Annotated in this window: 15 protein-coding genes; 9 read left to right on the plus strand and 6 right to left on the minus strand. The window is 53.2% G+C overall.

What is annotated here, in order from left to right:
- The first annotated feature begins 69 nt into the window (after positions 1–69).
- Positions 70–402, plus strand: coding sequence for a hypothetical protein (locus BMX00_RS05645; protein ID WP_090828034.1), 333 nt, complete (start codon positions 70–72; stop codon positions 400–402).
- A gap of 69 nt (positions 403–471) precedes the next feature.
- Here BMX00_RS05645 and ettA read toward each other — a convergent pair whose 3' ends face one another.
- The 4 genes from ettA to BMX00_RS05665 form a co-directional block, all read right to left on the minus strand.
- Positions 472–2,136 carry an energy-dependent translational throttle protein EttA gene (gene ettA / locus BMX00_RS05650; protein ID WP_090828035.1) on the minus strand — a complete coding sequence of 555 codons (1,665 nt, stop codon included), beginning with the start codon at positions 2,134–2,136 and terminating at the stop codon, positions 472–474.
- Positions 2,137–2,343: 207 nt separating this feature from the next.
- Positions 2,344–2,757, minus strand: a complete 414-nt coding sequence (locus BMX00_RS05655; RefSeq protein WP_218141498.1) for a hypothetical protein — start codon at positions 2,755–2,757, stop codon at positions 2,344–2,346.
- A gap of 223 nt (positions 2,758–2,980) precedes the next feature.
- Complete coding sequence (locus tag BMX00_RS05660; protein ID WP_090828036.1) at positions 2,981–4,150, minus strand: papain-like cysteine protease family protein; 1,170 nt, start codon at positions 4,148–4,150, stop codon at positions 2,981–2,983.
- Between the two features lie 168 nt (positions 4,151–4,318).
- Positions 4,319–5,038, minus strand: a complete 720-nt coding sequence (locus BMX00_RS05665) for a glutathione S-transferase family protein (RefSeq protein WP_090828216.1) — start codon at positions 5,036–5,038, stop codon at positions 4,319–4,321.
- A 156-nt stretch (positions 5,039–5,194) separates the two neighbouring features.
- Between BMX00_RS05665 and djlA the strand changes: the two genes are divergently transcribed.
- The 3 genes from djlA to BMX00_RS05680 all read left to right on the plus strand — a co-directional run bounded on the left by djlA (position 5,195) and on the right by BMX00_RS05680 (position 8,116).
- On the plus strand, positions 5,195–5,968 hold the full coding sequence (djlA, locus tag BMX00_RS05670; RefSeq protein WP_090828037.1) for a co-chaperone DjlA: 774 nt from the start codon (positions 5,195–5,197) through the stop codon (positions 5,966–5,968).
- Between the two features lie 172 nt (positions 5,969–6,140).
- Entirely contained in the window at positions 6,141–6,899 is a 759-nt protein-coding gene (locus BMX00_RS05675; protein WP_245727772.1) for an MIP/aquaporin family protein, read from the plus strand.
- A 105-nt stretch (positions 6,900–7,004) separates the two neighbouring features.
- A protein-coding gene (locus tag BMX00_RS05680; RefSeq protein ID WP_090828038.1) for an IS3 family transposase occupies positions 7,005–8,116 on the plus strand; the annotation gives its coding sequence in 2 pieces (ribosomal slippage) (positions 7,005–7,254 and positions 7,254–8,116; 1,113 coding nt in all).
- A gap of 306 nt (positions 8,117–8,422) precedes the next feature.
- Here BMX00_RS05680 and BMX00_RS05685 read toward each other — a convergent pair.
- Entirely contained in the window at positions 8,423–8,785 is a 363-nt protein-coding gene (locus tag BMX00_RS05685) for an MTH938/NDUFAF3 family protein (RefSeq protein WP_090828039.1), read from the minus strand.
- A gap of 303 nt (positions 8,786–9,088) precedes the next feature.
- On the opposite strand from BMX00_RS05685, the gene BMX00_RS05690 reads away from it, so the two are divergent.
- The gene (locus tag BMX00_RS05690; RefSeq protein ID WP_143053048.1) at positions 9,089–9,268 is read left to right on the plus strand and encodes a hypothetical protein; all 180 of its coding nucleotides are present in this window, start codon (positions 9,089–9,091) and stop codon (positions 9,266–9,268) included.
- Positions 9,258–10,601 carry a cytochrome P450 gene (locus BMX00_RS05695; RefSeq protein ID WP_090828041.1) on the plus strand — a complete coding sequence of 448 codons (1,344 nt, stop codon included), beginning with the start codon at positions 9,258–9,260 and terminating at the stop codon, positions 10,599–10,601. The genes BMX00_RS05690 and BMX00_RS05695 overlap by 11 nt, the downstream gene beginning before the upstream one ends.
- Before the next feature lie 272 nt (positions 10,602–10,873).
- On the opposite strand, the gene BMX00_RS05700 is transcribed toward BMX00_RS05695, so the two are convergent.
- Entirely contained in the window at positions 10,874–11,593 is a 720-nt protein-coding gene (locus BMX00_RS05700) for a hypothetical protein (protein WP_143053049.1), read from the minus strand.
- A gap of 235 nt (positions 11,594–11,828) precedes the next feature.
- Between BMX00_RS05700 and BMX00_RS05705 the strand changes: the two genes are divergently transcribed.
- From BMX00_RS05705 to nuoC, 3 genes are read left to right on the plus strand one after another with little or no spacing between them, the layout of a single operon-like run.
- Positions 11,829–12,272 (plus strand): NADH-quinone oxidoreductase subunit A, encoded by a 444-nt coding sequence (locus BMX00_RS05705; protein WP_090828219.1) that lies wholly within the window; start codon positions 11,829–11,831, stop codon positions 12,270–12,272.
- A 52-nt stretch (positions 12,273–12,324) separates the two neighbouring features.
- Positions 12,325–12,918, plus strand: a complete 594-nt coding sequence (locus tag BMX00_RS05710) for a NuoB/complex I 20 kDa subunit family protein (RefSeq protein ID WP_425433871.1) — start codon at positions 12,325–12,327, stop codon at positions 12,916–12,918.
- Positions 12,919–12,968: 50 nt separating this feature from the next.
- Positions 12,969–14,750 (plus strand): NADH-quinone oxidoreductase subunit C/D, encoded by a 1,782-nt coding sequence (gene nuoC / locus BMX00_RS05715; RefSeq protein ID WP_090828043.1) that lies wholly within the window; start codon positions 12,969–12,971, stop codon positions 14,748–14,750.
- Positions 14,751–14,757: the final 7 nt, after the last annotated feature.

Genomic DNA, 14,757 nt, shown 5'->3' on the forward strand with positions numbered 1-14,757 from the left:
TCTTTTTACAGTGATGGTATTATTTAAAGGCAGCAATATCGCTGAGGTCTGACAGAGGAGTGGGAAGCCATGAAATCTTCGATAGTAAAAGCAAAATCATTAGTACTGGCCAGCACGTTGGTCTTTACCATGACCAGCGCCGGGTTGGTTCATGCAGGGGGTGCAGGGGAGCGTGACATACCGGATGAGATATCGCCCACCGACGTAGGTGTGAGGGATACGGACGGCAGGAACACGGACAGAAGCATAAAGGAAAGACTGCACATGAAAGAAGGTAAGAGTTCAACCAGCACCAGTACCAAAAAGCGGGACAATTCACGATATAGTACCGACGGGATCGAGCGGTATGAGGAGGATAAAGGAAGTAGCGGCACGGGTCCCAAGCGCGAGGACCGCTATTAGCCGAGCCTGGGACTCAAGCTATAGCCTAGCCATACTGCCGGCATCCAGGGTATATGCCGATAAGTCAGGTCATCGGTTAATTGGTTTATACCTGATCCGTTTGGGCTTCGCGCCTTCCTCACCGAGACGCTTGCGCTTATCGGCTTCATACTCCTGATAATTCCCGTTGAAAAACGCAACCTGGGAATTGCCTTCGAAAGAGAGGATATGCGTGGCTATACGATCGAGGAACCAGCGGTCGTGCGAGATAACCAGTACGCAACCTGCGAACTCCAGCAGTGCGTCTTCCAGCGCGCGCAGGGTTTCCACGTCCAGGTCATTGGAAGGTTCGTCGAGCAATAACACGTTACCGCCGGAAATGAGCATTTTCGCGAGGTGAAGTCGCCCGCGTTCTCCGCCGGAAAGGTTGCCGACGATTTTCTGCTGATCCGCTCCCTTGAAGTTAAAACGGCCAAGGTAAGCGCGCGCCGGCGTTTCATACTTACCGACGGTAAGAATGTCATGGCCGCCTGAAATCGTATCAAATACGGTTTTGCCGCCCTCCAGGGCGTCGCGCGACTGATCCACGTGCGCTATTTTGACGGTTGTACCCATCTCAATTTCGCCGGAGTCCGGCTGTTCCTTTCCTGTGATCATGCGGAACAGCGTGGATTTACCCGCGCCGTTGGGGCCGATGATCCCCACAATGGCTCCAGGCGGTACCTTGAAGTTTAAATTATCGATCAGCAGCCGATCGCCGTAGGCTTTGGAAACATTTTTGAACTCGATGACTTCATTGCCCAGCCTGTCGGCAACGGGAACGAATATTTCCTGGGTTTCGTTGCGTTTCTGATATTCCTGAGAATTAAGTTCTTCAAAGCGCGCAATACGCGCCTTCGATTTCGCTTGGCGTCCCTTGGGATTCTGCCGCACCCATTCGAGTTCTTTTTTCAGCGCTTTCTGGCGCGCGGACTCGGTCGACTCTTCCTGTTTCAGACGGTTTTCCTTCTGCTCCAGCCAGGAACTGTAGTTTCCTTTCCATGGAATGCCGTGACCGCGGTCAAGCTCCAGAATCCACTCCGCCGCATTGTCGAGAAAATAACGGTCATGCGTGACAGCTACTACAGTGCCAGGAAAGCGGGTGAGAAATTGCTCCAGCCACTCCACCGACTCGGCATCCAGATGATTGGTGGGCTCATCCAGCAATAACATGTCAGGCTTGGACAACAATAGCTTGCACAACGCCACACGGCGTTTTTCGCCACCTGACAGATCCTTGATAATTGCGTCCCATTCGGGCAGGCGTAGCGCATCGGCAGCGATTTCCATCTGTTGACCGGTGTCTCCCCCACTCGTGGCAATGATGGCTTCCAGCCGGCTTTGTTCGGTGGCCAGTGCGTCGAAGTCCGCATCCGGCTCGGCATAAGCGGCATATATCTCGTCCAGCTTCTGTTGGGCGCTGAATAGCTCACCCAGCCCTTCCTGCACTGCATCGCGTACCGTCTGCTCGAGGTTGAGTTGAGGTTCCTGGGGAAGATAGCCAATATTGAGGTTGGGCATCGCTGTAACTTCCCCCTCGATGTCCTTATCCACTCCCGCCATGATTTTCAGGACGGTGGATTTGCCGGAGCCGTTCAGACCCAGCAGACCAATCTTCGCGCCGGGAAAAAAGCTGATGGAAATATCCTTGAGAATTGTTCGCCTGGGCGGGACGATCTTGCCCACGCGATTCATGGTGAGAACATATTGAGCCATAGGAAGATGCCAGCGTAAGAGAATGGTCCAAGTTTAACGCATTAGGGCCCGCTTCCGGAATTTTATAGTTGAGGCAAGCGCAGCGGCCTAAGTTGACTTACGGCGACCCAAGTTGACCTACGTCCCTAGGTCGACTTAAGCAGACTTTGAGCTGACCTTGAGGATGGAGATACCGAAAAAATGGCGGTCGAGTTGTCTTTGAGGATTTTATTTCAATTTCAGAACCGTTACCTGATCCACGACATCGTCCTTATCATAAGTGACGTCGTAAGCCATCTCGTCTCCGCTAAAAATTGCTTCGGTAGGGGTGCCGACCACCTCCCATAACCCGAGCGTGGCCACATCCGCGACACCGTGAAGAAGCGCTCTGCCACTTCTCGCTGCCGTGCTGTACCCTTGAACAAACCTGAATACTTCATGCTGCCTGCCGTTCCTGACTTCAGTCACAGCGGGCGCACCGAACTCAGCGAGTAGCGCGTTTCGAGATGTTCCGACCCTGAACAACTCAGTGTTCTTGGCGCTTGGCTGTGTTGCAGCCATGTAGGGAGCGCAGCCAAAATGGGGCATGCTCAACAATGCCGACAGAGACCCAAAAAGCATGAATCTTTTGAAAGATGTCATAGCCTCCTCATCCGTTTATTCACTGGGGATGCTTATCGTATTCCGGTGTACGCTCTTTTCATATGCTCCAAAATTAAAACAAAACAGCTTGCCCTGGCAATACTAATGGCAGACATACAACAGTAAGTTCGGCAGGCTGCGGCAGGCTGCTTTTCTTAGATAACATTTTTCAAAAGTTGTTCACTCACGTTGAAGAGTATGAGGCCCCGACAGGCTCCAACGCTCAGGCTCCCATCGTGTCATCCATATTCGTCAGTGGCCGCGCTGCCTCGCGCAAAGCGCTCAGCGCGTCCTGCAAGGGTACGGCTCTGAATTGTGGCAACTGGCCGACGGTATGCAGCGGGATGAGCATATCCTTACCTTCGGTCTCGCCTTCGTGATGAATCCATAATGCCTCGAAATTGAGGGCCGGGACGCGGAACAGTCTCAGTTCGCTCGACTGTTCATTCTCGCCCGCGGCGGCAAGCGCTGCCGCCAAGCCGCGCGTGAACAGAGATAACTGGGACTCTGACGCGGACATTTGCAGCAGACGCGGTTGTTCCTCCTCGCTGACATCAAAAAAGGCTCGGGGCGTATCCGCGGCTGTTTCAAAAACTCGAAGGCCAACGGGCTGGGGTGTTCCCGCCTGTCTTCCGGTTAGCGCATCCAGGCCAAGGGTATAGACGCGCTGGGCCATTCCAAGAGCCGCACGGCCTTCATCAGCGGCATCACGTTCGGGCGTTGAGATGGCATCCTGTTTCAACCTCAGTAGTGGGCGAGCCTCGCGGATAAGCTGGAGTACCGGTTCGGCCGGGATCAGGTATTTAATGGGCATTTTGAAATAGCTCTTCGTAAAATAAGTATGGGTCCAGGTGCCGCTTCCCTGATAATTACTCGCAAAATCCGATACGGCAAGGTGCGTTTTTCCATATATCGGGTCATCGATATCGAAATACTCCATGCCAAAAAATCGGCTGTACCCGTAGATCACCATGAAGTGGCCGCCGCCGCCGTTCCAGCCGATTCGGGCGCCTACCGGACGACCGGCATTGATTTCATCGCGTACCTGCTGAAAGCTCACTTGTCCGGTAATGCTTACAAAATTATTTGTGCGCGTTAAAGCCTTATCAAGATACCACGGGACATTGCATGCCGAAGGAACCGGACTGTTGCAGCAATCGCTATGCCCGAGTTCCCCATTCGCCATGCGGCATTGCGACCATGTGCTCCAGAACCAGTAAAAATGCGATACGCTTGTGGATGTGGCGGCCCAGCACCAGTTGGATTGGGTCTGCATCTGCATATTGAAAGCCAACCGCTTCGATACGAAAAGCTTCCCGGATATGTTGATTTCCTGCAACAGGGAGCCATAGGGGCGGCTGGTTACAGAAATGTATTCGGACAGATTCATCATTTATCTCCCATGTTAGCTGGCATTGACGAGCTTCCTGCTGGGCAGGCAGACACAACAGGATACCATCGGTCCTGATCGTCCTGCCATTGAGTGAAGCTCATGAATTGTTATAGTTCAGGCCATACAAAAAGCAAATTCATTGGGTTCGGGCTATCGCCCGCTTTTCATCTAGCGCGACGTGGCACGGGCAAGGCGCTGGGAATTATCCTTCGTATCGTAGATGTCGATTGCCTGGCGCCCTTCCGCCGCCTTATCCATGCGCGCGCGAATCTCGGCTGCCAATTCGTTGTTGCGTTGCACTGAGGGCCGCGCTTCCATGGCTTCGAACCAGCGCATGAAATGGGGAAAAGTAGCCCTGTTCACGCCTCGATCCGCGTGCCCTTTGCACCATGGATAGGTGGCAATGTCAGCAATGGTATATTCATCACCAGCTATCCATGCGCACCCGCGCAAACGATTATCCAGCACCTGGTACAGGCGCAGCGACTCATTGTTGTACCGGTCTCTGGCGTATTCATTATTCCTGGCCTGCCTGTTGAAGTGATTGGCCTGGCCAAACATCGGCCCGATGTGCGCCACCTGAAAAAATAGCCATTGCAGCGTGTCATAGCGCTTGCGCGCGTCCCTGGGCAGAAACTTCCCGGTTTTTTCCGCGAGATAGAAAAGGATAGCGCCCGACTCCATCACGACGTACGGCCCGCCACCAGGGCCATCCGTATCCACAATCGCGGGAATCTTGTTATTGGGGTTGAGTTTCAAGTGGTCAGGCTGAAATTGTTCGCCAAGCGCGATATTGACATCGATGTGTCTCCACTCGAGACCGGTTTCCTCGAGCATGATCATCACTTTTTGACCGTTGGGCGTAGGGCTGGAATGCAACTCAATCATGGTTCTCTCCTTTAATGGATATTTCGCATGCACTGAATTGTGTGGCGGCGGATCGTTTACCCCATCATATCCTGATATTATTTTGCTGCGCCATTGCATGATAATCACGTGAACTCATGATTGCATCTTTTTACATCTAATCGCAGGAATATTCCCTTGTTCAAAATAATAGGCGCCTTGTTAGGCTATTACTTCCTCGGTATTTTTGGTGCATTGCTCGGCTATATCGTCGGGAGTTTTATCGACCGCTACATTGCATACGGCGCCGGCGCGATTAACCCACTCACGAACGCTCATCGGCAAACCGTTTTTATCCAAACGGTTTTTATCCTGATGGGAAAACTTGCCAAGGCGGATGGGCATATTTCCCAGACTGAAATTTCGCATGTGGAGGATTTCATACAAAAGCTGGGGATGACCCCGGAGCATCGGCAACAGGCCATCGCGCTGTTCAAGCAGGGCGCGGCGGCGGACTTTGATTTTGAACCGCAACTGAACGAATTCATGGCCGTTTGCGGACATACGAACAGCCTGAAGCAAATGCTGCTGGTTTATCTCATCGTCATGGCTGTATCGGATGCGCGCCTGGACCCGGCCGAGGAGAGCTTGTTGAAGAGTTTTGCCCTTCGCCTGGGTTATGATCAGCTTGCGTTCAGGCAACTGCTGGATATGATTCTAAACCAGTCGCACTTTGCGGGCGGGCAGCCTACTTCCGCCAGTGCTTTGGATGATGCTTACAAGGCATTGGGCGTAACCAAGGAAAGCAGCGATCAGGAAATCAAACGCGCCTATCGGAAACTGATGAGCCAGTATCACCCTGACAAATTGATGGGCCAAGGTCTTCCCGAAGATATGATTAAGGTGGCTACCGCCCAGGCGCAGGAGGTGCAAGCCGCTTATGACCTGATTAAAAAGAGTCGAAATATATAGATGGGATAGACAAGCACAATTTTTCCCGGTTTTGGTTCAAGGAAGTGAATCTGAATATGTACCAGTAGGTGCCGAGTGTGCGCTTGATGTAGGGCTTCCCTGAGGCAACTTCCGTGTTTCGCGCAATGGCGCGGGTTTATGAGTAGGCAAACTTCATGGAAAGGTATATTCCATGAACGGAATCGAAGATGGGTATTTCGCACTTAACTTAAGGGTGATTATGATGATGACTCCTGTTCTCGGTGAATTGATTGGGACCTGCCTGTTAGTCTTATTGGGCAATGGTGTAGTAGCCAATGTGGTATTGAGTAAAGCAAAAGGCAACAATAGCGGCTGGCTGACGATTGCAGCGGGTTGGGGTGTTGCGCTATTCGTTGGCGTTTATGCAGTCGCGACGAGCAGTGGCGCGCACTTGAACCCCGCAGTAAGCATTGGTTTAGCTGCCGCTGGCAAATTTTCATGGGGCGAAGTACCGGTTGATGCTGTGGGGCAATTGTTGGGCGCCATGCTGGGCGCACTTATCGTATGGATTACATACCGCCAACATTTCGATCAAACAACGGATTCAGACGCGCAACTGGCTGCGTTTTGTACGGGGCCAGCGATAAGAAGCCCGATTGACAATCTTGTTGCAGAAGCTGTTGGCACATTCGTACTGGTATTCGGCATTATGAGCATTGCTTCGCCACAGGCTAGTCTCGGCGCATTGGATGCATTGCCTGTGGCTTTGCTGCTTTTCGGTATTGGCTTGTCGCTGGGTGGACCAACAGGTTTTGCCGTGAACCCTGCGCGCGATCTGGGGCCGCGCATTATGCATGCCATACTGCCAATATCCAACAAAAGGGATAGTGATTGGGGTTACGCGTACGTTCCAGTAATCGGTCCCATCATTGGCGGGCTTGTGGCTGCTTTTGTTTTTACACTGTTGTGAAGTGCGACACACAATAAATAATAGTGACGTTCTCCCGGAAAATTGATACAGGTTAAAACTGGAGGTAGGATTGCTTCCCGAGGCCCGAAGGGGCAAGGAGAAGCGATGAAGAAGTCGAGATTCACGGAGGAGCAGATTGCCTACGCACTGCGGCTGGCCGACAGCGGCAGTGCGGTGGTTGATGTGTGCCGGCAGCTCGGTGTGTCGGAGGCCACGTTCTATACGTGGAAGAAGAAGTACGCCGACTTGGGGGTGAGCGAGTTGCGCAGGCTCAAGCAGCTCGAGGATGAGAATGCAAGGCTGCGGCGCATTGTGTCCGACCTGACGCTGGACAAGCAGATCCTGCAGGAGGTGGTGCGAAAAAAACTCTGAAGGCTGCCAAACGGCGCGAGTTGGCAGCCTGGATGCAGGAGCGCTTCAAGATCAGTGTGCAGCGATCATGTGGCCTGGCGCTACTGCGGCGCTCGGTGTGGTATGCCAGGAGCACGGCGCGTGATCAAAGCGCGCTGTGCCAGCGTATTCGCGACATCGCGATGAGTCGTCCCAGGTTCGGCTACCTGCGGGTGCTGGTGATGCTCAAGCGCGAAGGCTGGCAGGTGGGGAAGAAGCGCGTGTATCGGCTGTACCGCCAGCAGGGGCTGCAACTGCGCATGAAGGTCAAACGCCGCAAGCGCATCGCGCTACTGCGCGGCAAGCCTCAGGCACCCACCGGCCCGAATCAGCATTGGAGCATGGATTTTGTCCACGACCAGATGCTCGACGGCCGGGCATTTCGCATCCTCACCGTCATTGATCAGTGGAGTCGCGAGAGTGTGTGCCTGGAGGCCAACTTCAGGCTGTCTGGGCGATGCGTTGGCCAAGCCCTGGACCGGCTTGCAGCACAGCGTGGATGGCCCAAGGCAATTACCGTGGACAACGGCACGGAGTTCACGTCCAAGGCTCTAGATGAGTGGGCATATCGCCGGGGCGTCAAGTTCGATTACACGCGGCCGGGTAAACCCACGGATAATGGGTTGATCGAGTCGTTCAACGGGCGGCTGCGCGATGAGTTCCTTAACGTCCACGAATTCATCACGCTGTACGATGCCCGTGAGAAACTGAAGGCCTGGCAGGACGACTATAATCATCACCGCCCTCATGGCTCACTCGGCCACCTGACCCCGAGCGAGTTCGTCAAAAAAAGGTCAGTGCAAACCAACGAAGCGGTCCGCCTGTAGTTTGGAACTGTCCAGTTTCCGGGGAAACGTCAGAAGCGGTCCGCCTGTAGTTTGGAACTGTCCAGTTTCCGGGGAAACGTCAATATAAATTCTCACTTGATTCATTGATGACCATACTCGTGGAAACACAGATATGGTTAAGCCTCCAATGTCATGTTGACTTCATGGGCAACGACGGCACTTGTTTGCCATCATTGGGTCGAGATCAACCGGTGCTATGGGAAACACAAGCGGTGCATAGGGGCGGTGGAAGTATCGGCGGGGAGCACAACTGTCAACCTGACTCTTATGCTCGATTACCAGAGATCAGCAAGTAACATGAAAGAGTCCGATGGTTGAGCCTTTGGCCTTGTTCCACTCGTGGATGGCATCGGGAGTGGGTGAGAGATCAACCCGGACCTCCTCTTTCCTGAAGTACTGGGACGCCTCTTTAGAGAGCGTTACATTGCCACTATGGCCTGAGCCAATGATAAGCCGTTCAGCCCCCTTTTCGAATATATGCTCAGCCTCTTCAAGTGAGATGATGTGAGATGTCCCGAACACTGCCTTGGATAGCTTTTTCTTTCTCTTCTTGATCTCACCTGAAAGCGGGATGAGAACATCATGTTCGATATCAGACCCATCTATGGTGATGGAGCCAAATTTGGTACCGTCAATTGTGGGTTTCAATGATGGCACTCCTGAGGATGCTCTGTATTCTGGGGCGGCTCATGTGCGCGGCTCATGTGTGCGGCAGACCTACATATTTCGGGCATAGGTGACGCCCGAATCTCGCCTGAGTTCCCAAGTTTTCGAGCGTTTTGTATCTCGGCATTTCTATCTACGTAGCGGGAAATCTGGAAGAACTTCGGCATGTCGTGCTACCCAGCTACTCAATATAGCATACGGACGACGGAGGTTTTGACAGTGTGGACTCTACGGTCTCCGATGGCGGCTTTGGGTCATATGGTGTCCATGACTTACCGAGACTTGATGGCTTTGAATGTCGGCTATACTCATTTGCCGCTAGAAGCAACAAATTGGAAAACTGAACAAGAACAGACAGTGAGTTTACTTTTGTTTGGCTTATTGCATCTGATTGATGCATACGCTGAATTGAATGCTAATGAAACCGTCATCAAAATTTATAACTGCATTGACGATGCCGCATAACAAAACAATTCCACAGGTCAAAGGCGATTATCTGCTGGGCAATTTAAGCCAGATGATTGCGAATCCGTTTCAAGCCCTTTGTGACTGGCAGCGAGACTATGGCGACCTGGTCAGCTTCAGATTGGCTACCCGCCAATTTTATCTATTCAGTCACCCAAAGCTGATTGAGCAAGCCTTGATCAAACAAGGCGATGTTTTTATAAAAAACTACCATCCTAAAAAACCAATTGGTCTGGCATTGGTTTTAGGTCAGGGATTAGTAACAAGCCAGGGGGATGTATGGCAAAGACAGCGGCGATTAATGCAGCCGGTTTTTCAGAGAAGCAACATAACCGCGCTGTTGCCACAAATCGCCATCGCCGGCAGCAATATGCTGGATAGATGGCGGAAGTTGGGTGACGGCGCCGAGATTAACCTCGCAGAGGAAATGACGCGGCTGACATTGGAGGTGATCACCCAGACCATGTTCAGCACCAGTGTTCTGGACAGAATAGAGCATATCGCTCCATCTTTGGAAACTTTACTAAAGTATGCCTCTAAAACCCTCCTGAATCCTTTGACTCTCCCGTTGTATGTACCCACCCCCGCCAATCAAAAATTCAAACAGGCATTGGGAATAATTGATGATGTCACTTACGGAATCATCGATCAACGCCGCACCGCATCATCTGCGCAGAACGACTTGCTGGATATGTTGTTAAAAGCACATGACAACACTGGTGAAAAAATGACTGACAGGCAGATTCGTGATGAAGTCATTACCATTTTTAGTGCAGGCCATGAAACCACCGCGAATTTATTGAGCTGGACCTTATATTTACTCGCCCGGCATCCAGACGTACTCGCTAAACTGCATCAGGAGCTTGACGGTTTGCTGCAAGGAAGAATACCGAACGCCGAAGATTTGCAGCAGTTTGTTTATACCAGAGCCGTATTAAATGAATCGATGCGTTTTCGTCCGCCTGCTGGCATTCTGCTGCGTAAAGTTAAGAAAGATACCGAGGTTGATGGCTATTTTTTAAAGGCTGGCAGACTTGTAATATTCAGCATTTTCAATCTTCATCATCATCCTGATTTTTGGCGACGACCGGAGCAGTTTGACCCTGAACGTTTTTTAATACCCGAAAATCGGAGGTTTTCGTTTATGCCTTTCGGGACAGGGGAGCGCATCTGTATCGGTAGTCATTTTGCATTACTGGAAAGCCAACTTTTGCTAAGCATGATAGTTCAGCACTGTGATTTACAGTTGCTTGACACTGATGAAGTCGAGATTGAAATGGCGGTCACCCTTCGGCCCAAAGGTGGAATTCCAGTCCGGATAACGTGGCGATAAAATCAATCTTCAGTTCTGCTCTGTTATCTACCCAAGCTGGGGCTTGGCGCCGAGCCAGATGCACTGGCTCTAAAGTACCCTTTCAAGTACCCCTTCGCCTCATTTGCCGGGGTTGGATGGAACGCTTTCGCTATACAAAATCAGACAGTCGCCCGGTTATGAGCGAAGGTCCGAAACTGGCACATTTCGTCCCGCGGCGAAAGTTGCAATCGGCACTTAGCGGCAATTCGAATCTGAATTGTTTGTCGGATGAGGTCTCAAAGGGTGGAATATCATGAGCCATTAGCGCTCGGGGGACAGGTGCGCAGGCGCTGCGTTACGCGCTGGTAGGCAGCCGGTGAGTCGATCGCGCGTTGAGCAGCTGCGGCGCCATTCATCAACTGTTTTTGAAAAGGCTGAAGCACGCCTTCCACCCAGGGTTTCAGATCGGCTTGCGCCTGAGTTTGGGATGGGTAATAACGCGGTTGAGAAAAGGCCGTGCGCAACGGGTCTTCCAGCATTTTAGCCGCGATCCGGAAATGCGACCTCCACGTCGACACATGCTCCAATTCATGTTCGCGCACGATATTTTTCCTGCAGCTATCCTGAAGCTCCCGGGCGAGGTATACGCGCATTGCCGAAAACCCCAGTTTGACCGAAACATCGGCAACCATGCAGGTTTGACCTTCCGGGCTGATCCGCCATCTCGTGTTGATTTCGTATCTGAAGGCCGGTTCGGCATGCGTCAAACCATACACACTGTGATACGCATCATTGGCCTTTCCCGACATTGATTGAAGCGATTTGATCGTATGCGAACTGTCCTCGGCCGGAACGATATCCGTATATGTAACCACCACCTTGCCGGCCCCGATCAGTTTTTCGCAATCGGCCTTAAACCGGTCATCGTTTGCCGAAGCCACCCGGCCCGGCATCAAAAACAGCAATAGCGACCAGACGAAAAGTCTGTTCGTCCAATCTTTCCGGTTCTGATCGCCCTTGATGGGTCTCAACTGATTAAAGGATAAGTAGAGAATAAGGTAGAAAGTGCAGGCTCGCGAAACCCGGGATCTTCACATCGGGGAATCGAGCGACGTAACGGGCGGCCAACTTTTTTGTTGGCTATCGTACAGAAGTTTGCTGCGTGATCGTAAATACTGAGCTTCACTCTGAAGTCTCGCCTCCTCCCCGGCTCCCCTGCCGGTCCGTGCGATCAATCAAAGGACCAAGCCCAAAGGAGCCTAATCCTTGAATGCTTCCGCAACACAAGCAACAGAAATCTGGCCCCTGGTTGCATACTTCTTCCTCGTCGTCACGCTGGTTGCGGGAATCATGGCGCTTTCGTATGTCATTGGGGAACGCCATAAGGCAGGCGCAGCGGATGAGCCCTTTGAAAGCGGTATTGTCACTGTTGGTCTTGCGCGCTTGCGCCTGTCCGCCAAATTCTATCTGATCGCGGTGTTTTTTGTGATTTTCGATGTGGAAGCCGTGTTCCTTTTTGCCTGGGCCATCGCTTTTCGTGAGTTGGGCTGGGCCGGTTATATCGAGGCTGTCATTTTCATAGCTGTTCTGGGAGCGGCCCTCGCTTATTTATGGCGGCTGGGTGCCCTGGATTGGGGTCCCGCCAGACATTCAACCCGCAGGTCTGCCAAAGATGCAAGGAGCCCAAACCATGCGATGGTCTCTAAGTAAGCCTTCGGACAAGCCGGCTGAGGCAGTCCCTGGGTCGTCAGGGTCTTCAATAATCCGTGATAACGGTTTCGAAGAAGATGGCCGCCGCAGCGTGTTGCTGACGCGATTGCAAGACCTTGTCGCATGGGGCCGCAAGAATTCCGTCTGGCCTTACAACTTTGGCCTGTCGTGTTGTTATGTGGAAATGGCGACCAGCTTCACCAGCAAGTATGACCTTGCCCGGTTCGGTGCCGAAGTTATCCGCGCCTCTCCCCGTCAGGCTGATCTCATCGTTATTTCCGGCACGGTGTTTATCAAGATGGCGCCTGTGCTCCAGCGGCTTTACGATCAGATGCTTGAACCGCGTTGGGTGATTTCGATGGGTTCGTGCGCGAATTCGGGCGGAATGTATGACATTTACAGTGTGGTGCAGGGCGTAGACAGATTCCTTCCCGTGGATGTTTATGTTCCCGGTTGCCCGCCCCGGCCCGACGCATTCATGCAGGGGCTCAATCTGCTTCAGGATGCAATCGGCAAGGAAAAGCGCCCGTTGAGCTGGGTGATCGGTCCGCAGGGGATCGAGCGGCCGGCCGGGGGATCGCAGCGGGATCTCAAGCGGGCCAGCCGAATGCGGGTCACCACGCTGCGCAGTCCGGACGAAGTATAAAAGAAGTGAGCGCAGCCTCCAACGTTGCTTTAAAGCGGGATATGCCGAATATGCCCAATGTACGAGGCGCTTCAGATGTGCTGGAGGAACTGAAGGACCGCTTCGGTGCCCCAAGCACCGGCAATCCGGGCGGGCCGATGGGTTTGGTGCAAAAGACCGGAGATGGCCTTCCCACACAATGGGTTTCCAGGAACAGGGTACGCGACGTGCTGCGCTACCTGAAGCTGGAAGCGGAACGGCCTTACCGCATGCTGTACGATCTGACGGCGATCGACGAGCGTACGCGAGCGTATCGCGACGACCAGCCAGCAAGCCAGTTCACAGTCATCTATCACCTGCTGTCGTTCGAGCGTAATGCGGACATCCGTCTCAAGGTTGCGCTCGTCGAACCGGACTTGGCAATGCCCACGATTACCGATATCTGGCCCGCCGCTAATTGGTACGAGCGTGAGATATGGGACATGTTCGGGATCGTCTTTGACGGACACCCGCATTTGCGTCGAATTCTGCTACCCCCCTGGTGGCAGGGACACGCCCTGCGCAAGGACCATCCGGCTCGTGCGACTGAGATGGAACCATTCCATTTGTCCGAGGGGAAGGAAGAAGCCGAGCAGGAGACGCTGCGTTTTCACCCTGAAGAATGGGGAATGCGCCGGGTTCACGACGGCACCGATTTCATGTTCCTCAACCTGGGGCCGAACCATCCCGCGGTGCACGGCGTATTTCGTATTGTGCTGCAGCTCGACGGTGAGGAAATTATTGACGCTGTGCCAGAAATTGGCTTCCACCATCGCGGAGCGGAAAAGATGGGCGAACGCCAATCCTGGCATACCTACATCCCCTACACCGACCGCGTGGATTACCTAGGAGGGGTGATGAACAACCTTCCCTACGTGCTGGCGGTGGAAAAATTGGCGGGCATTGAAGTGCCTGACCGGGTAAAGGTGATGCGCGTGATGATGGCCGAATTTTTTCGCGTTGCAAGCCATCTGGTGTTCTACGGTACTTTTGCCCAGGATCTGGGAGCGCTGTCGCCGGTATTTTTTATGTTCACCGATCGCGAGCGAGTATTCGATGTCGTCGAGGCTATCTGTGGAGGGCGCATGCACCCGAGCTGGTATCGCATCGGCGGCGTGGCTCAGGATTTGCCGCAAGGATGGGATCGTCTGGTGCGGGACTTCCTGGACTATATGCCGTCGAGGCTTGATGAGTATGACAAGATCGCCCTGGGGAACCGCATCCTGAAAGCCCGAACGCGCGGCGTCGGCAGCTACTCGGCGGATGAGGCGATCGAATGGGGAGTAACAGGCCCCAACCTGCGCGCCTGCGGCTTCGAATGGGATTTCAGGAAGACACGGCCGTATTCAGGATACGACCAGTTCGAGTTCGACATACCCACCGGCCAGCATGGCGATTGCTACGACCGCTGTGCCGTTCGCGCTGAGGAGATTCGCCAGAGCCTGCGCATTATCGAGCAGTGCCTGGAGAACATGCCGGCTGGCGCGCATAAAGCGGACCATCCGCTCACCACACCGCCGCTCAGGAAGCAAACCTTGCATGACATCGAAACGCTCATCGACCATTTCCTGGGTGTGAGCTGGGGGCCAGTCATTCCTCCCGGGGAAGCATTCGTGGGCATCGAAGCGACCAAGGGGAACAATGGCTATTACCTGGTTAGCGACGGCAATACCATGGCTTACCGCGTGCGGATTCGCACGCCCTCCTTTCCACATCTGCAGATGATCCCTTTGATCAGCCGCGGGCTGATGATTTCCGATTTGATCGCCATTCTGGGCAGCATCGATTTTGTCATGGCCGACGTGGACCGCTGAGGTGGAT

The organism is Nitrosovibrio tenuis (assembly GCF_900109785.1).
In the GTDB taxonomy this organism is placed as follows: domain Bacteria; phylum Pseudomonadota; class Gammaproteobacteria; order Burkholderiales; family Nitrosomonadaceae; genus Nitrosospira; species Nitrosospira tenuis_A.